The sequence below is a fragment of the Bacillus sp. FSL L8-0193 genome (assembly GCF_037976065.1).
GTDB lineage: Bacteria > Bacillota > Bacilli > Bacillales > Bacillaceae > Bacillus > Bacillus paralicheniformis.
In genome coordinates, this window is sequence record NZ_CP150261.1 from 956,075 (window position 1) to 973,031 (window position 16,957).

22 protein-coding genes are annotated in these 16,957 nt (G+C 46.5%); 14 read left to right on the forward strand and 8 right to left on the reverse strand.

Annotated elements, in window-relative coordinates; translation table 11 throughout:
* Window positions 1–3: 3 nt before the first annotated feature.
* Window positions 4–900: a PhzF family phenazine biosynthesis isomerase gene (locus MHH76_RS04670; RefSeq protein ID WP_035339170.1), complete on the forward strand. Its 897-nt coding sequence runs from the start codon at window positions 4–6 to the stop codon at window positions 898–900.
* Window positions 901–1,002: 102 nt separating this feature from the next.
* Window positions 1,003–1,581 carry a nitroreductase gene (locus tag MHH76_RS04675; protein ID WP_023856444.1) on the forward strand — a complete coding sequence of 193 codons (579 nt, stop codon included), beginning with the start codon at window positions 1,003–1,005 and terminating at the stop codon, window positions 1,579–1,581.
* Between the two features lie 33 nt (window positions 1,582–1,614).
* Here the strand turns inward: MHH76_RS04675 and MHH76_RS04680 are convergent, their stop codons facing one another.
* From MHH76_RS04680 to MHH76_RS04695, 4 genes are all read right to left on the reverse strand, one after another.
* Window positions 1,615–1,809, reverse strand: a complete 195-nt coding sequence (locus MHH76_RS04680) for a YfhD family protein (protein WP_020450618.1) — start codon at window positions 1,807–1,809, stop codon at window positions 1,615–1,617.
* Between the two features lie 68 nt (window positions 1,810–1,877).
* A complete protein-coding gene (locus MHH76_RS04685; RefSeq protein ID WP_023856002.1) occupies window positions 1,878–1,991 on the reverse strand; it encodes a YfhE family protein in 114 nt (37 codons plus the stop codon).
* Window positions 1,992–2,058: 67 nt separating this feature from the next.
* Window positions 2,059–2,589 (reverse strand): GNAT family protein, encoded by a 531-nt coding sequence (locus tag MHH76_RS04690; protein WP_043054191.1) that lies wholly within the window; start codon window positions 2,587–2,589, stop codon window positions 2,059–2,061.
* Window positions 2,590–2,855: 266 nt separating this feature from the next.
* Entirely contained in the window at window positions 2,856–3,755 is a 900-nt protein-coding gene (locus MHH76_RS04695; RefSeq protein ID WP_023856001.1) for a TIGR01777 family oxidoreductase, read from the reverse strand.
* A gap of 68 nt (window positions 3,756–3,823) precedes the next feature.
* Between MHH76_RS04695 and recX the strand changes: the two genes are divergently transcribed.
* Both recX and MHH76_RS04705 read left to right on the forward strand, forming a co-directional pair.
* The gene (gene recX / locus MHH76_RS04700) at window positions 3,824–4,615 is read left to right on the forward strand and encodes a recombination regulator RecX (protein ID WP_020450621.1); all 792 of its coding nucleotides are present in this window, start codon (window positions 3,824–3,826) and stop codon (window positions 4,613–4,615) included.
* Between the two features lie 4 nt (window positions 4,616–4,619).
* Window positions 4,620–4,934 (forward strand): YfhH family protein, encoded by a 315-nt coding sequence (locus MHH76_RS04705; protein ID WP_003179919.1) that lies wholly within the window; start codon window positions 4,620–4,622, stop codon window positions 4,932–4,934.
* Window positions 4,935–4,963: 29 nt separating this feature from the next.
* Here MHH76_RS04705 and MHH76_RS04710 read toward each other — a convergent pair whose 3' ends face one another.
* Both MHH76_RS04710 and MHH76_RS04715 read right to left on the reverse strand, forming a co-directional pair.
* Window positions 4,964–5,134: a YpzG family protein gene (locus MHH76_RS04710; RefSeq protein WP_003179922.1), complete on the reverse strand. Its 171-nt coding sequence runs from the start codon at window positions 5,132–5,134 to the stop codon at window positions 4,964–4,966.
* A 26-nt stretch (window positions 5,135–5,160) separates the two neighbouring features.
* Window positions 5,161–5,310, reverse strand: a complete 150-nt coding sequence (locus tag MHH76_RS04715; RefSeq protein WP_003179924.1) for a small, acid-soluble spore protein K — start codon at window positions 5,308–5,310, stop codon at window positions 5,161–5,163.
* A gap of 130 nt (window positions 5,311–5,440) precedes the next feature.
* Between MHH76_RS04715 and MHH76_RS04720 the strand changes: the two genes are divergently transcribed.
* The 4 genes from MHH76_RS04720 to MHH76_RS04735 all read left to right on the forward strand — a co-directional run bounded on the left by MHH76_RS04720 (window position 5,441) and on the right by MHH76_RS04735 (window position 10,364).
* Window positions 5,441–5,710: a YfhJ family protein gene (locus MHH76_RS04720; RefSeq protein WP_043054192.1), complete on the forward strand. Its 270-nt coding sequence runs from the start codon at window positions 5,441–5,443 to the stop codon at window positions 5,708–5,710.
* A gap of 742 nt (window positions 5,711–6,452) precedes the next feature.
* A complete protein-coding gene (locus MHH76_RS04725) occupies window positions 6,453–7,412 on the forward strand; it encodes a glycosyltransferase family 2 protein (RefSeq protein ID WP_020450623.1) in 960 nt (319 codons plus the stop codon).
* Window positions 7,381–7,782, forward strand: coding sequence for a GtrA family protein (locus MHH76_RS04730; RefSeq protein ID WP_020450624.1), 402 nt, complete (start codon window positions 7,381–7,383; stop codon window positions 7,780–7,782). Before MHH76_RS04725 ends, MHH76_RS04730 begins: the two co-directional genes overlap by 32 nt.
* Window positions 7,779–10,364: a YfhO family protein gene (locus tag MHH76_RS04735; RefSeq protein ID WP_043054193.1), complete on the forward strand. Its 2,586-nt coding sequence runs from the start codon at window positions 7,779–7,781 to the stop codon at window positions 10,362–10,364. The genes MHH76_RS04730 and MHH76_RS04735 overlap by 4 nt, the downstream gene beginning before the upstream one ends.
* Here the strand turns inward: MHH76_RS04735 and MHH76_RS04740 are convergent.
* A complete protein-coding gene (locus MHH76_RS04740; RefSeq protein ID WP_020450626.1) occupies window positions 10,361–11,344 on the reverse strand; it encodes a metal-dependent hydrolase in 984 nt (327 codons plus the stop codon). The two genes, MHH76_RS04735 and MHH76_RS04740, sit on opposite strands and share 4 nt — an antisense overlap.
* A gap of 206 nt (window positions 11,345–11,550) precedes the next feature.
* On the opposite strand from MHH76_RS04740, the gene mutY reads away from it, so the two are divergent.
* A complete protein-coding gene (mutY, locus tag MHH76_RS04745; protein ID WP_043054194.1) occupies window positions 11,551–12,633 on the forward strand; it encodes an A/G-specific adenine glycosylase in 1,083 nt (360 codons plus the stop codon).
* A gap of 25 nt (window positions 12,634–12,658) precedes the next feature.
* On the opposite strand, the gene MHH76_RS04750 is transcribed toward mutY, so the two are convergent.
* Entirely contained in the window at window positions 12,659–12,883 is a 225-nt protein-coding gene (locus tag MHH76_RS04750) for a hypothetical protein (protein WP_020450628.1), read from the reverse strand.
* An 82-nt stretch (window positions 12,884–12,965) separates the two neighbouring features.
* On the opposite strand from MHH76_RS04750, the gene fabL reads away from it, so the two are divergent.
* The 5 genes from fabL (at window position 12,966) to MHH76_RS04775 (ending at window position 16,883) form a co-directional block, all read left to right on the forward strand.
* A complete protein-coding gene (fabL, locus tag MHH76_RS04755) occupies window positions 12,966–13,718 on the forward strand; it encodes an enoyl-[acyl-carrier-protein] reductase FabL (protein WP_023855994.1) in 753 nt (250 codons plus the stop codon).
* A gap of 68 nt (window positions 13,719–13,786) precedes the next feature.
* The gene (locus MHH76_RS04760; protein WP_003179939.1) at window positions 13,787–13,951 is read left to right on the forward strand and encodes a gamma-type small acid-soluble spore protein; all 165 of its coding nucleotides are present in this window, start codon (window positions 13,787–13,789) and stop codon (window positions 13,949–13,951) included.
* A 174-nt stretch (window positions 13,952–14,125) separates the two neighbouring features.
* Window positions 14,126–14,371, forward strand: coding sequence for a YgaB family protein (locus MHH76_RS04765; RefSeq protein ID WP_003179940.1), 246 nt, complete (start codon window positions 14,126–14,128; stop codon window positions 14,369–14,371).
* A 163-nt stretch (window positions 14,372–14,534) separates the two neighbouring features.
* Window positions 14,535–15,065, forward strand: a complete 531-nt coding sequence (locus MHH76_RS04770; RefSeq protein ID WP_003179942.1) for a DUF402 domain-containing protein — start codon at window positions 14,535–14,537, stop codon at window positions 15,063–15,065.
* A 75-nt stretch (window positions 15,066–15,140) separates the two neighbouring features.
* Window positions 15,141–16,883 (forward strand): ABC transporter ATP-binding protein, encoded by a 1,743-nt coding sequence (locus MHH76_RS04775; protein WP_020450630.1) that lies wholly within the window; start codon window positions 15,141–15,143, stop codon window positions 16,881–16,883.
* Window positions 16,884–16,957 lie beyond the last annotated feature (74 nt).

Consider the following 16,957-nt stretch of genomic DNA (forward strand, 5'->3'; position numbering starts at 1 on the left):
AAAATGAAGCAAATTGAAGTATTAAGATATGATGCATTTTCAAAGACGGCGGGTCTGGGAAACCCGGCGGGCATCGTGCTTGAAGCAGACGGATTGACCGATCGTGAAATGCAGAAGATCGCTGAACAGGCAGGCTATAACGAAACGTCTTTCCTGCTGCCGAGCGAGTCGGCCGACATAAGGATCCGCTACTTTACGCCGGGCCATGAAATGAATCTATGCGGACATGCGACTGTTGCTTCACTTTATGCGCTTCTGGAAAAAGGCGCGATCGAAGCCGGGGCGGAGTTGAAGGTCGAAACAAAAGCGGGTGTTCTTTCCGTGTATACCGCTTCTGACGGCAATCAGCGGTTTTTGGTGACGTTGGAGCAGGCGCCACCGAGTTTTCAGTCATTCACAGGAAGCAGAAGCCAACTGGCGGAAACGCTGGGAATCAGCGAAGCGGACTTTCATGAAGCATTGCCTGTTGTTTACGGCAGCACAGGGATATGGACATTGCTTGTGCCGGTGAGAGATTTGGCCGCAATCCGCAGGATGAAGCCCGTTCAAGCTGAATTCCCCAACATTTTAACCGAAATGCCGCGGGCGTCAGTCCACCCGTTTTGCCTGGAGACGATTCATCGGGATTGCCAGCTTCACGGCAGGCATTTTTCATCGCCTTATTCCGGAACGAGTGAAGATCCTGTCACAGGAACAGCATCAGGAGTGATGGGCGCTTATATGAAAACGTACGGAAAGGAATTCTGTGAAGAGGGCCGGACTGATTTTCTAATCGAACAGGGCCAGGAAATGGGAAAAGACGGAAAAGTGAAAATCGAAGTTGCGGAACAAAACGGCATCATGAAAGTGCGGATGACAGGAACCGCTGTATTTGCTGAAAAGCAGAGCTTCGAGGTGTAAAACAGATACCGCCTTTTTTTAACGAGTGATGATCATTGCAAACGCCAGCGGTAAACATTATAATCAACAATGATAATCATTTTCATTTGAGGGGGCGGCCACATGAACGACACGCTGGAAATTCAAAGTATTCGCGATTGTGTCAGAAATAGAAGAACGATTCGAAAGTTTAAACAGGATCCGGTGGCGAAAGAAGTGGTGCTGGAACTCTTGGAAGATGCGGTTTATGCGCCGAACCACAAGCTGACAGAACCGTGGCGGTTCATTTATATCGGGACGGAAAGCGGGAAAAAAAAGCATGCCGACAATTTAAAAGCGGCGTTTAAAGAGCTCAAGCCGAATATGCAGGAAGAACAAATCAATAAGTTCAGAGAGCATATTCTCAGCGTTCCGGCTTTTCTCTTCGTTATTATGAAAGAAGACGAAAACGAACGGGTCAGAAGAGATGATTTTGCAGCCGTCAGCTGTTTGATCCAGAATCTTCAGCTTCTCGCTTGGGAAAAAGGCATCGGCATGGTATGGAAGAGCGGGGAAGTTCTTTCTCATGAAACATTGCACAGGTTAATGGGGCTGAAGCGCGATGAGCGGGTAGCAGCTCTCTTGCAGATCGGATATCCTGCGGAAATTCCTGAAGCGAAGCACAGGACCCCGGCAGCACAGCTACTGACCGAATTAACTTAAAGAATGAGGCCCGGGAATCCCGGGCCTCGATTATTATTTTGACTGCCGCTTTTCCGCGCGCTTATCAGCCGCCTGCATGCGGGCTTGTGCTTCGCGGTCATCCTGATCGGCGAGTTCAGCAGAATATTCCTCGTATACTCCGTCAGCTTCTCTCTTATACTGATCAGGAACTTGAGGGAGCTTTTGCTTGTTTTTGTCACGGTTTTTGTGGATTGCATTTCTGCCCATATGATCACTCCTCATCAATAATCGGCCGGTCAAGCTTTATTGTTCGCTGATCAGGCTCCCGCTATGCATTACGATTTTTCCCTTGCGGCGCGCTCAGCCCTTTTAAATTCGCGCGAATATCTGACTTCCTGCGTCTTGTTCAGAGAGGATTTAAAATGCTCTCGTTTTTTCTTGTCAGCCATCTTTTCAAGCCTCCTCAAAACCTCAGTTATTCACAGGCTGTCCGTTTCAACGGCATTTATACAAGTTTTAAGCTTCTTTTAACCGGCGGTTTTCCTCTTCGAATGTTCTCATGCTGTACAGCGTGTACATATCTTTCGGAATTTCATAAAGGTGAAATGTATCGCTGCCGGCCCAGTCAAGATCAGTCTTGACGGCATAGGGGAGCTTTTCCGCCGCTTTGAGGGAGCGCATATTTGTTTTTCTGATTTTCATAAAAACGGCTTCGATTTGCTTTTCATAAAAAAGCTCGCAAAAAAACGTGTCTTTCGCCCGTTGATTCAAGCCTTTTCCATGATAAGGTTTGCCGAGCCATGTGCCAAGGAAGCCTTTTTGATCTTCGATTTCATACAAGCTGATGCAGCCGACAGGGTTTTCCCATTCATCAAGTATCGTTCGCGATATCAGCTTTCCCTGTTCTTCCTCTTCGATCATGTTTTTGACATGAAACATATACTCTTCAATCGTCTCCGCTTTATTTCTGACAAAAGGGAAGACATCCGGATGAATCATCAGTTCAAAAAGTGCATAGCAGTCGGTCAGTTCCCGTTTCTTCAGCATGGCAGCCCCTCCTTAGTTTGAGGGCGGCTTTTACAGCAGAACGGGACGCATAAATCCACCCTCGGAATTTTTTAATTTGCGGAAACAGTTGTCCGCGTATCTTGCACATCCATTAAAAAATTCGGGGTGGGAATCGAACCCACTAAAACCAGAGACCTGGTGGCGCACCATTTGCCTTCCCTGTATTGTATGCTGCTAAAAAGATACTTACATTTTACGCAGCTGGGAAAGGAAAAGCTACAAGGCTTTTGTTGGGAAAACAGCTTTTATGTCAAAAGGTGTTGCAGGGCATCTTCCAGTTCGGGATATATGAAATGATAGCCGTTCTGAAGCGCTTTTTTCGGGAGGACGCGCTGCCCTTTCAGCACGAGCATGCTCATTTCTCCGAGGATGCCTTTTATTACAAATTCGGGAACCGGAAGCCAGTGGGGGCGCTTTTCTACTTTCGCGACGGTTTGTCCGAAGGTTTCCATCTGAACGGGATTCGGTGCCGTGACATTGACAGGGCCGGACAGCTGAGGCTGCTCAATCGCTGATAATATCATGCCGACGACGTCTTCGATATGAATCCACGGCACCCATTGCTGCCCTGAGCCGACGCGTCCGCCTGCAAACAATTGATAGGGGAACACCATTTTTGGGAGCGCCCCTCCGTCTTTTCCAAGCACCATGCCAAAACGCATCCAGACGGTGCGGATGCCAAGCGTTTCAATTGGTTCGGCTGCTTTTTCCCACGAAGCTGTCGTTCTGCTTAAAAAATCCTCAGCTGAGACGGGAGATTCCTCTGTGAATGTCTGTTCAAGACTCGTTCCGTAAATGCCGACTGCGCTCGCCTGAATGAAGGTGTTCGGCTTCTTCCGAAGACTTTGTATGATGCGGGCCGACTCCTGCACGGAGCGGAGGCGGCTTGCCGCGATTTCCGCCTTCGTTTTTTCATTCCAACGGCCGAAAAGTGATTTTCCGGCTAAATTGATCCAAACATCGATATCGGTCAGCTCTGTTTCAGGGCGGGTGCCGTTTTTTTGCCAGAGAACGTAAGAAGTGTTTTTTTGTTCGGTTTCAGCCGGTTTTCTTGTTAAAATATAGACGTGATGTCCCCGGGCGGTTAAGGCGTTTGTCAAATGCCTGCCGATAAAACCCGTCCCGCCGGAAATCGCAATCTTCATCATGATTCCTCCCTTTCATGATCATTAACCTTATTGTAAAAGAAGAAAACAAAAGAAGGGAGTTATTTATGCCATATATTACAAAGATTTCTGCCCAGAAAAACAATGAAGAACGGGTCAATATTTTTCTGGATGAAAAGTATGCGTTCAGCGTCGACCTGGACGTGCTCGTCAAGTTTGACCTGCGAAAAGGCAAAGAGCTTGATGAGCTTGATATCATTGAGATTCAGTACGGAGACGACGTTAAAAAAGGGTTCAAAAAAGCGCTCGATTATTTGTCATACCGGATGCGCTCGACAAAGGAAGTCAAAGACCATCTCAAGAAAAAAGACGTCGCAGATTCCGCGATCACAGAAATCCTGCATATGCTTAAAGGTTATAAATATTTGGACGACCGCGAATTTGCGGCTGCATATGTCAGCACCCACAGAAAAACGAGCGGCAAAGGCCCCGATGTCCTATTCAGAGAGCTTAAATTGAAAGGGATCGATGATGAACTGATTCAGGAAGCGCTCAGTTCGTTTTCGTTTTCCGATCAGGTCGAGGCCGCGGTCAAGCATGCGGAAAAAGTGCTGAAAAAAGAAAAAAAGCTGTCCTCCAAAGAGACGAAACAGGCCATCGAACAGCACCTTGTCAGAAAGGGGTTCTCCTTCGATGTCATCTCGGCCGCGCTTCAGGAAACGGATTACGAAAACGACGACAGCGCTGAAAGGGAAGCGCTTGAGAAGCAAGGGGAAAAAGCGATGAAGAGGTGCGGTTATGACGGATCATACGAAACGAAAATGAAGGTCAAACAGCATCTGTTCAGAAAAGGCTTTTCAATCGACATGATTGATCAATTTTTAGATGAAAAGGGATGAGAATATGGAGAAAAGATACAGTGAAATGACTGCACACGAACTGCACCAGGAAATCGCGGGTCTGACCGAAAAGGCAAGAAAAGCGGAACAAATGGGGATTGTGAATGAACTGGCCGTCCACGAACGAAAAATCGCGATGGCGAAAGCTTACCTTCTTGATCCGGCCGATTTTAAAGCCGGCAACGTATACGAAATCGAAGATGGGGGCGACGATTTCCATATCCGTTATTTAAACGGCGTATTCGCCTGGGGATACCGTCTTTCGTCACCTGATCATGAAGAGGCTCTGCCGATTTCTTTATTAAAAGAAAAGGGCTAAGCCAAAAGCTTAAACCCTTTTCGTAAATGTTATCTTGTCCGGATGCGCGTGTTGCGCTGGAGAATGATGAGGTCCTGGGTCTGCTGCGTTTCTCCGTTTACCTGCGCGCGTGCATGCTTTGTGTTTGCCCATGGCTGCGGATAGTTTTGCGTTTTCATCTGGTTAAAATCGTTTGTATACGGTTTGCGATTTGCACACAAAAGAAATCACTCCATCCCAGAAAAGTTTAGCGTTTGCCGGAAGCCCTCATTCTTTCTTGCGGATGAGTATTTGTGCTTCCGTCAGGGCGCTTTGAAGCAAAATCATCTTTGGCCCGGGGCTCGCCTTCAAATTTATTGTTGTTCATGTTCGGAAAGCCTCTTGATTTATTTCGCATCTCTTTTAGGCTCCTCCAATCAAGTCCATAATGTTTGCGTCTTCGGTTCGGAAGACGTAAGGTTAGTATATGAAAAGGACGACGTTTTCAAAAAGAAAGTTTTTTCCTTAGGGAAAGGGGGAAAAGCCAAGTGGAAGAGTACTTTGAAAAGCTGACAAATGCGCTTCTTGAAAAAAATCATATGCTGAGTTACGCACAAGCCAGAACATGGGTTGAACTGCTGTGGGGGGATTTCGAGGCGACATTTGCAAAGGCCGGCCACCCGTACAGAGGAAAAGAGCTGACAGAGCGTGTCGTCAAAGAGTGGATTGAGCACTATGGCAGCAAGTTGCATTTATTTCAAAATGATAAGCCTTTTTACAAGGATCTGTTCTCCGGAGGCCGCGGGCTGCTTCATTAAGCATTTCTTTCGAAAAGAATGATTGGCGTGAAAGCGATTGTCATTGGTTCCGGATTGCCGGTGCCAGCGCCGCATATCAAAAGGAGCCCGGATGGCGCATGAAGGGCGTGAAGGCAAGGCGAGGCCGGAGCGGTAGCTGTCTGTCCGTTGAAGCGAAGACTGGTGTAAGCTTGCCTGATCAATGACCATTACATTGTGTCATTCGCCGATTCCCGGGTTGTCGGGAGGAGCCGCAAGAGGAGCGGGGTCACGGTTTCGACTGCAGCATAACGGCGTGAAGTCATGAAAAAAGCTCTGTCTGCAGCGTTCGGTCTTCCATCATGGAACAGTCGGAGAAATCAAATCCGGTTTTCACCCGATGACAAAGGGCATATTAAGGGGAAGGATTTGATTGCGGCGGCGGACTTTCACCTCCGGTTTGACAAGCGGTCCTTACGAGGTTTTCCCTGCGGCTTCTTTGGCTTTTGGTGAAGAGCAGGGGTTTAATTTGGAAAAATATGATTCAATGCGAAAAATGTCGTAAAATGGGAAAACCATTAGGCTATCGTGTTTGATTCTAAAGCAATATCATTTTTTTACCACTTGTTCATAGATGTCTGATATAATGACAAAATAATCTTGTAGAAAATAGTACAGCGTGCCCACAGTTTTCCTTTTGTTGTGTGGGAAGCGGCTAGATGCAAGTATCCTGCCAAACGGATGCCGGATGCAATTTTATTATGTCCAAAAGAGGTGCCTTTAAGTGAAGAGAGGATTCGTTTCAATCATTATTCCTTCATACAATGAAGCAAGCAATATTAAATTGATTTATGAATCGTTGAGGAACGAATTTCAATCCATTGATTATGATTATGAAATTTATTACATAAATGATGGAAGCACTGATCAAACATTGGAGGAAATTAAAAAGCTAGCCGAAAAAAGCGAGCGTGTGAAATATATTTCGTTTTCACGGAATTTCGGCAAGGAGGCAGCCATCCTTGCCGGTTTTCAGCATGCCCGCGGCGATGCCGTTGTAGTGATGGATGCGGATTTGCAGCACCCGACATACCTCCTGCACGATTTTATTAAAGGGTATGAGGAAGGCTATGATCAAGTGGTCGCCCAGCGCAACAGAAAGGGAGACAACCCTGTGCGCTCCTACTTGTCGTCCCTTTATTACCGCTTTATCAATAATGCCGTGGAAGTCGATTTAAGGGACGGCGTCGGCGATTTTCGTCTTTTAAGCAGAAAAGCCGTCAATGCGATGCTGAAGTTGAGCGAAGGCAACAGGTTCTCAAAAGGGCTGTTTTGCTGGATCGGTTTTGACCAAAAGATTGTTTATTACGAGAACGTCGAAAGGAAAAACGGAAAGTCCAAGTGGTCGTTCCGCCACTTGTTGAACTATGGAATCGACGGGGTTGTGTCGTTCAACAACAGACCGCTGAGAATTTGTTTTTACGCCGGTATTTTTATCCTTTTTCTATCGCTTATTTATATCGCTGCGACATTCATCAGAATCTTAAAATACGGTGTGATCGTTCCCGGCTATTTTACGATTATTTCCGCCGTCCTGTTTCTCGGCGGCATCCAGCTTCTCAGCCTCGGAATCATCGGCGAATACATCGGGCGCATTTATTATGAGACGAAAAAGCGGCCTCATTACTTAATACAGGAGGCAAACATCGCTCATGGAGAAACTCATGAAAATCGTGAATCCTGAATTTATTCGCTTCGCCGTCGTCGGTGCAGTGAATACTTTGAATTACTATGCGGTGTATTTGCTGCTGCATGTTTTGCTTCAGTTGAATTATATGGTTTCTCATATTGCCGCTTTTTTCGTCAGTCTTGTGATTTCTTTTTTCTTGAACTGCTATTTTACATTTAAAATCAAGCCGACGCTGGCAAAGTTTTTGCAATTTCCGCTGACACAGCTGTTTAATTTGACGGTATCTTCTTTGTTCGTCTACACGTTTGTGAATTTTTTCAAGATGAACAGTGAGGCAGCTCCGCTTGCCTCCATGTTTTTAACCGTTCCTCTGACATTTTTAGTGACAGGGAAGATTTTGAAAAAAGACAGGGGAAGAGTATGAAGAAAACAGTTTTTTTATTTGTGATCGCAAGCGTTGCAGTTTCCTTGGCCGCCCATTCCTTTTTTCTGTATGAATGGGCGCATGACCGCTACATGACTGGGAACGGCGACGGACTTGCACAAATGATTATTTTTAAGTCGTTTCTTTTTGAACAATACAAACAAGGGAACTTCTTTTATTCGTATTCTTTCGGTCTCGGAGGCGGGATCTACAGCCAGCTTGGCTATTATTTCACGACGTCTTTTGTCTTCATCGCTTCATCCGCAGCCATTTTTCTGATGCAGCTTTTGCATTTGGCCGGGGATGCGGACCCTTTGTTCTGGGCGCAGGCCTCTGTATTCATCAGTGTCATTAAGCTAAGCCTGATCATTTTAGCGGCAGTGTATGCGTTAAACGGCATGGTGAAAAACAAGCTTGCCGCCTTTACAGGTGCGGTCTTGTACGGTACGTCGGTCATCTATTTCAGGCACACGGTGTTCTGGGAATTTTTCAGTGACGCCATGCTGTGGCTGCCGCTGCTTGTCGCCGGAGCCGAGAAAGTTATCAGGGAAAAGCGGACAGGACTGTTTATTACGGCTTGTTCTTTAACGCTGATCAATAACTTTTATTTTGCCTATATCAACTTGATTTTCATTGCGATCTATATCATCTTCCGCTGGCTGATCCGGCTAGACCCGGAAAAGGAAGCGCCGAGGTGGAAGCAATTCGGGATGTTCGCCGCTTCATGCCTGATTTCTTTCGGAATCAGCGCGGTTTCCTTTGTGCCTGCAGTTTACGGATTTTTAAACAATTTACGGCCGCCGTATGAACAGGCTGTCGCTGTATACGATCTGACGGACAACATTCTGTTTTCCAGCCGCATTGTCTTGCTGCCGGCTGTCTTTATGCTGTTCTTGTTCGCGTTTTCGTTCTATAAAAATAAAACGTTCAGGCTGTTTGCCTCAATCAGTGTGCTGCTTGTGCTTTTGCACTACAGCCCGCTTGCGGCAAGCGCGTTCAATGGCTTCTCCGCTCCGCAGAACCGCTTTGAATACCTGCTCGCTTTTACGATCGGGGGAGCGGCGGCCGCAGGAATGACCGAACTGAAAAACATCAGGCGGAAAGAGATGATATGGTCCATCCTGCTCGCCCTTCTGGTTTATATCGCGGTCATTTGGCGAAAAGGCGTGGATTTATCACTGATGCAAAATTGGAGCATGCTTGTGCTTCTGTTCCTGACAATCGCCATCTTTACGGCGGCGGGGTTTCAATATAAGAAATCGCAGCTTTTTTTGCAAGCCTGCATTTTATTATCGTCCGTTCTCGTGGCGAACACGTATCAGAAATATGTTCTGTCTGAGTCAAGCGGCATTAAAGACGTCACAAAAAGCTATTTGACCAGCAATGAGTACGATGGCGAAGAACAGCGCCGCCTCTTAAACAACATTCGAAAAGACGATGACGGTGACCCGTATACAAGAATCGACTGGATGAACGGCGTGCGCAACAATACTCCGCTGATGCAGGATTTTAACGGCTTCAGCGCCTACTCAAGCATTCTCAATCGCGATCTTCTCCTGTTTTATTGGGAAGACCTGCAAATCGATATGGGAAGGGAAAGCGTCAGCCGCTACGCATCAATGGGCGACCGGGCCAACTTGTACAGCTTGCTGTACGGCAAGTATTACATGACGGAAAAAGAGAATGCCGCCAATGTTCCGTACGGGTTTATCAAAACGGATGAATCAGAGCACTACGCGGTCTATAAAAACAAATACACCATGCCATTTATCCGGACCGCGCGGACAGTATTTACGGAAAAAGATTTAGCGGATGCGCCTGTTTTAGCGCGGGAGCATGCGATGCTTGAAGGAATCGTGCTTGAGAATGGCGATGATGGAAAAGTGCAGCCGCCGGACGTTCCTGATTTGATGAAGCAGACGAAGCTGAAAACCGAAGGGGCGAGCTATCATAACGGCGTCCTCGACGTCACCGCCGAAAATGGCGGCATCGATCTCATTCCCGAAGGCGGGCTCCCGAAAGAAGGCGACTATTATGTCGGATTTTATTTGAAAAGCCTTGCAAAAGACCAATTCTTTAACTTGCGGGTCAATGATTATGTAACATCAAGAAAATCGAACGAGTCGATTTACAAAACAGGTGTTTACGATTTAACGATCAGGGTCCCGAAAACAGATAAAATTTCAATCAGGCTGCCAAAAGGGAAATATCAATTGGACCATTTGAGCCTGCACCAGGAAGACTATCAATTGCTGAAAAAAGCGGCCGCCCAAAAAGCGCCGGCCGCCGACTTGGACTGGCGGAACAATCAAGTGTCCATCAGCTTTGACAATCAAAATGGAGACCGCTACATGGTCCTGCCGGTTCCGTATGAAAAAGGCTGGGAAGTCACTGTAAACGGAAAACCGCAAACCGTCCATAAGGCAAATTACGCGTTTATCGGATTTTCAATAGAAAAAGGGAAAAACGACATCCGGCTCGTTTATTACCCGCCGTACTTCAAAGCTGCCTTGGCCGTGACAGTCATCAGCCTCATCATCGGAATCTGGTACGGCAGAAGGAGAAAAAAGCTTGGCTCTTAAACAGAGCCAAGCTTTAATTTTTTCTGAAGTTTTTCCTCGCTGAAAATCCATCCCGTATAGGAGGTGATTAATTCGAGCGTGTCTCTGTCGATGTGCGCGATCGCCACGAAAGGGTAGTGTCCTTTGCTGCGGTATCGCAGATCGATAAAGCGGACTTCGTAGTGATCCTTATACGTATCGATCTCCCATTTGTAAACCGGTGAGAATGAAAGAAACGCCGAAATGTTCTTATCCTGTTTCGCCGCTTTCATCACGTCCGTATCCGGCACAGGCACCCTGTTGAAGGTGTCAACGATGACGACGTTTCCGTCCATGCTTCGTCCAACGTAAAAAGCCGATTTTGCTTTGACGGCAATTCGCCACTGCCTGAATTTCATCGTAGGCGAAATAATGATTTCTTCAATATCTTCGATTTTTTCACGGAGTTCATGCTTGATGTTCCTCTGCATGAAATACCTCACCAGATAATAACCGGCCAAGACGATGTAAAGAGCCAAAAATGTATAGCCCTGATGCGCGCCTGCCAGCCAAAAGGCGATGGCTATGAGATGGCTGACGAAAATAAACGGATCAAATGTATTAATCAAGCCGAGCGCTACCCATTTCCTTGAAAAAGGTCTGATCGCCTGTGTTCCGTATGCATTAAAAATATCCACGAACACATGAAGCGCGACCGCGGCAAAGGTCCAAAGCCACAGGTGAAGCAGATTGGCTTCGGGATAAAAGAGCATGAGAATGCCCGGAATCATCAGCGACCAGGCGAGAACAGCGGGGATGGAATGGGTGAATCCCCTGTGGTGCCTAATATAAACAGCGTTGTTTTTCAATTTCAAAACGGTATCGATATCCGGAGCCTGAGATCCGGCGATTGTCGCAATCATCACGGCTTGAGCCATTGATGGGTCCATTCCGACAACTGGATCAAGCGTCGCAATGCCTCCGAGTGCAACGCCCATGACAACATGTGTGCCAGTATCCATTGGTGACCTCCCCTAATGGTGCTAGAAAATCATTTTATTTTCCAAAAACAGAACGAACGACGGACCTTGCCTGAAATATTTAACGCTTTTGCTTTCTTCACTTTTAATGTAACATGTTATCGTATATGCATATAGTTTACAACAAAAAGCCGAAGTAACAAAAGATCGGTATGCAAATGTGACGTGCACAGGCAAGGAGAAGTTTCATGATGGATCTGCAAAAGAAATTAGAGCAAAAAAACATCAAACAATTTCAAGAAGATTTAATTTCTTGGTATGAGCAAGAAAAACGGGATCTGCCATGGCGCTCAGACAGCGACCCTTATAAGGTATGGGTGTCAGAAGTGATGCTTCAGCAGACGAGAGTGGATACGGTGATTCCTTACTTCAACAACTTTATCGAAAAATTCCCGACCGTTGAAGCGCTCGCTGAAGCCGACGAAGAAAAAGTGCTTAAAGCCTGGGAAGGACTGGGATACTATTCAAGAGTTCGGAACTTGCAGAGCGCTGTCAGGGAAGTCCACGAACGATACGGAGGAGTGGTTCCTCCTTCAAAAGAGGAATTCGGTAGCTTAAAAGGTGTCGGCCCTTATACAAGAGGCGCGGTGCTAAGCATCGCCTACAATCAGCCGGTACCCGCGGTGGACGGAAATGTCATGCGGGTCATGTCACGGATTCTTTCCGTATGGGATGATATCGCAAAGCCTAAAACCAAAACCCTGTTTGAAAAAATTGTCGAAGCGTTTATTTCTGAAGAAAAACCGTCCGAATTTAACCAGGGGCTGATGGAGCTTGGCGCTGTCATCTGTACGCCGAAATCGCCATCCTGCCTTCTCTGTCCCGTCCGAGAACACTGTTCCGCTTTTGCAGAAGGCTGTGAAAAAGAGCTTCCGGTTAAAAGCAAAAAGAAAAAACCCTCGGTAAAAACTCTTGCAGCCGTTGTCCTGACTGATGAAGAAGGATACATCTATATCCATAAAAGACCGGCATCAGGCCTTTTGGCAAACCTTTGGGAATTCCCGAACACAGAAACGCAGAAAGGGCTGAAGCACGAGCGCGAGCAGCTTGCGGCTTTTTTGAAAGCAGCCGGAATAGAGGCCGAAATCGGTCCGCTTGAAGGAATCGTAGAACACGTGTTTACACACCTTGTCTGGAACATTTCTGTCTTTTTCGGGAAAACGCTCGATCAACCGGATGATTCATACTTTAAAAAGGTCACGAAAGAAGAGCTCGCTGAATATGCCTTCCCGGTTTCGCATCAGAAAATATGGAATATGTATATGAAATAGGCAGCTTGACTGTGCATGCTGCCCGTTAGTCGTACTGGATGGTGGTGCCGTGCGTATAATCGGCTTCCTGGCGGCGCAGTCCGCCTCTTGCTTGAATTTCTTTCACAACCTCCAGGTATTCGGCATGCCCTTCTTCATTAAGGAATGGCATGATTTGCTGGAAGGCGCGGTGAAAATAGAGAAGCTCCGCATCTTTCCACTCGTTTTTCGGCGTGTGGTCGAGCTCGCTCATATCGCGTCCTACGTACATAAGGCGAATGCCTCCTTTTTGATCGTGTTATGAGCTATTTTTTATCAGATTTTTAATCACTATACTAGGAGATGAATGACAAATGGAACAAAGAAAATGTGCCCTTATTACAGGAAGCAGCCGCGGCGTCGGCAAAGCAGCCGCCCTGAGGCTTGCCGAAAACGGCTACAATATCGTCATCAACTATGCAAGAAGCAAAAAAGCGGCCCTTGAGACGGCTGAAGAAATCGAAAAGCTCGGTGTCAAAGCATTGGTCGTCAAGGCGAATGTCGGGCAGCCGGCGAAAATAAAAGATATGTTTCAGCAAATCGAGGAAACCTTCGGCAGACTGGACGTGTTCGTCAACAATGCTGCATCCGGCGTATTACGCCCCGTCATGGAGCTTGAGGAAAGCCATTGGGACTGGACGATGAACATCAATGCGAAAGCTCTGCTATTCTGCGCGCAGGAAGCGGCAAAGCTGATGGAGAAAACGGGAGGCGGCCACATTGTGAGCATCAGTTCGCTCGGTTCGATCCGTTATTTGGAAAACTATACGACAGTCGGCGTTTCAAAAGCTGCGCTTGAATCATTGACAAGATATCTCGCTGTTGAGCTTGCGGCGAAAAACATCATCGTCAATGCGGTTTCCGGAGGCGCGATCGATACAGACGCCCTGAAGCACTTCCCGAACCGCGAAGAACTTTTGGAAGATGCCCGGCAAAATACGCCTGCCGGCCGCATGGTTGAGATTAGCGACATGGTCGATGCGGTGGAATTTTTAACGTCAGGGAAAGCGGATATGATCCGCGGACAGACGATCATTATTGACGGCGGCCGTTCACTGCTCGTGTAAATTTTTCGCGTTCAATGAATAGGATATCATCCTCCTGCACAATCTAATGGTCGTGGAGGTGATATACAATGGCTAACCAACAATCCAAAACAAACGCACAAAAAGTAAGACAACAAAACCAAGCTTCTGCACAAGGTGGTCAGTTCGGCACTGAATTTGCCAGCGAAACTGACGCGCAGCAAGTAAGACAAAATAACCAACAAGCTGAGCAAAAAAAACAGCAAAACAGCTAATCACTGAAACAGGAAAAAGCACTTCACCATCGGATGAGGTGCTTTTTTCTTTTCGTTTTTTGATCCGACAAAACATCCGAATCTTAGCCACAATCAGTCAAAGGACATCCGGCATGTATAGAGAAATGTTAGTTAGGCAATAAATGGAGTAGAGCATAGAATGGAGGATCCCGAATGCCGGAATTTGAAAACTTGGTTCAGGGGCAGATGGAGATTATGGATAAGCTGCTGTATCTGCAAGCGGAGATTGAAAGATGCCAGAAAATTGAAAAAGAATTGGCTGCCCTTGAAAAGAAAGCCCAGCTTTTATCGATCCGGGAAGATATATCCCAGAAGCGGAAAGATCTTGCTCAAATTCAGGATTTATTCCAAAAGCAGACGGAGCAGGTGATTCAGGCTTATCAAAGAATCGAAGCATGAGCCTCTCTTTATCGTTTTTTGAAAAGAGCCATTCCTGTTCGGGAGTGGCTGTTTTATTTTCATTTTTTATTTTCAAACGTTATAATAAATAAAAGAACTGTCGGACAGGCGATGTGACACACTGACTTGTAAGGCTTTTGCAAAGAAAGTAGGGGAGAAAAACATGGGCTTTCCCAAGGAAGGAGAAACCATTCAAATTCATAGCTATAAGCACAATGGACAGATTCATCGGATTTGGAATGAAACAACGATTTTAAAAGCAACGGAATTGTGCATCATCGGCGCCAATGACCGGACAATGGTCACAGAATCTGACGGCCGGACATGGGTGACGCGAGAGCCCGCAATTTGTTATTTCCATGCAAAGCAGTGGTTTAACGTCATCGGCATGCTTCGCGAAGACGGGATTTATTACTATTGCAACATCAGCTCGCCGTTTGCTTTGGACGATGAAGCCATCAAATACATCGACTATGATTTAGACGTGAAAGTCTTTCCGGATATGACGTATCATATTCTTGATGAAGATGAGTACGCGGATCATAAAAAGGCGATGAATTATCCGAAGGAAATCGACGGCATTTTAAGGTACCACTTAAATACGTTGCTGCATTGGATACACCAAAGAAAAGGCCCGTTTGCATCTGAATTTATTGATATTTGGTATGAACGGTATTTGCATTATACAAAATAAACCTGAAAAACCTGTTGAGACCAACAGGTTTTTTGCGGTGTACTCACACATCAAGATATAGAGGGGGGAAGACGTGTGGGGGTAATCAGAAGGTACATGGAATTTGTGAAGCCGTATAAATGGAAAATCGTTTTGACGGTTTTAATCGGTATTATTAAATTTTCTATTCCGCTGGTCATCCCGCTTCTGCTGAAATACGTCGTTGACGACATCATCCAGGGGAGCGGAACCACTGAAGAAAAAACATCCACATTATTCATGGTAATGGCGGTTATGTTCGCCATTTTTTTGGTGCTTCGGCCGCCTGTCGAATACTATCGGCAATATTTCGCACAGTGGACGGCAAGCAAGGTGCTTTATGATATCAGGGACAAGCTGTTTGCACACATTCAAAAGCTGAGCCTCAGGTATTATGCAAACACCCGCGCAGGAGAAATCATTTCAAGGGTCATCAACGATGTCGAGCAGACAAAGGAATTTGTCATCATCGGGTTGATGAACGTATGGCTTGACGTGATGACGATTTTTATCGCCATCGCCATCATGCTGACGATGGATGTGAAGCTGACGCTTATTTCGATCGTGCTGTTTCCGCTTTACGGACTGTCTGTTAAATTCTTCTACGGCAGGCTCAGAAAGCTGACGAGAGAACGTTCCCAGGCGCTGGCCGAGGTGCAGGGCCACCTTCATGAAAGGGTTCAGGGGATGCCTGTCATCAGGAGTTTTGCGATCGAAGATTATGAACAGAAGCAATTTGATCACGAGAACGCGAATTTTCTCGGCAAAGCAATCCGCCATACGGCCTGGAATGCCAAAACGTTTGCCGTCGTCAATACGGTTACAGACCTCGCTCCGCTGATCATCATTACGGTTGCGGGTTACCATGTGATTCACGGGTCCCTTACTGTAGGAACGATGGTGGCGTTTTTCGGATATATTGAACGCCTCTACAACCCGCTGCGCCGCCTGATCAATTCATCGACAACATTGACGCAGTCGATCGCATCGATGGACAGGCTGTTTGAATTTATTGATGAACCGTATGAATTAAAAGATAAACCCAATGCTGTAAAAGCAGAGCGGTTAAAAGGAATTGTTGAATTCAAAAATGTTTCCTTCCAATACGAAAAGTCGGAAGAAATGATTCTGCAGAATCTTTCTTTGAAAGCGGAACGGGGCGAAACGGTCGCACTCGTCGGGATGAGCGGAGGCGGAAAATCAACGCTCGTCAGCCTCATTCCGAGATTCTACGATGTCTCAGCCGGAAGCCTGGAGATCGACGGCATCGATGTGCGCGATTACCAGGCGCAGAGCCTTAGAAACCAAATCGGCATGGTGCTTCAGGATACATTTTTATTCAGCGAATCGGTACGTGAAAACATATCGATCGGAAATCCCGAAGCTTCGATGGAAGACATCATTGAAGCGGCAAAAGCCGCGAATGCCCACGATTTTATTATGGAACTGCCGCAAGGCTATGATACAAAGGTCGGAGAAAGGGGCGTCAAGCTGTCCGGAGGCCAAAAACAGCGGATATCAATCGCCAGGGTGTTCCTGAAGAATCCGCCTCTCTTAATTTTGGATGAAGCGACATCAGCGCTTGACCTTGAAAGCGAGCACTATATTCAGGAAGCGATGGAAAAGCTCGCGAAAGACCGGACGACCTTTATCGTTGCCCACAGATTGTCGACGATTACCCACGCTGACAAAATCGTCGTCATCGAAAACGGACGTGTCGCGGAAGTCGGCACACATGACGAATTAATGAGCCGCGACGGCCACTATAAGCATTTATTTACCATTCAAAAATTAAACTAAAACCGCCAAAAGCCTGACTTTCGTTTGAAGCCGAACGATTGTCAGGCTTTTTCTTTCCATGCAAATTTCGTACA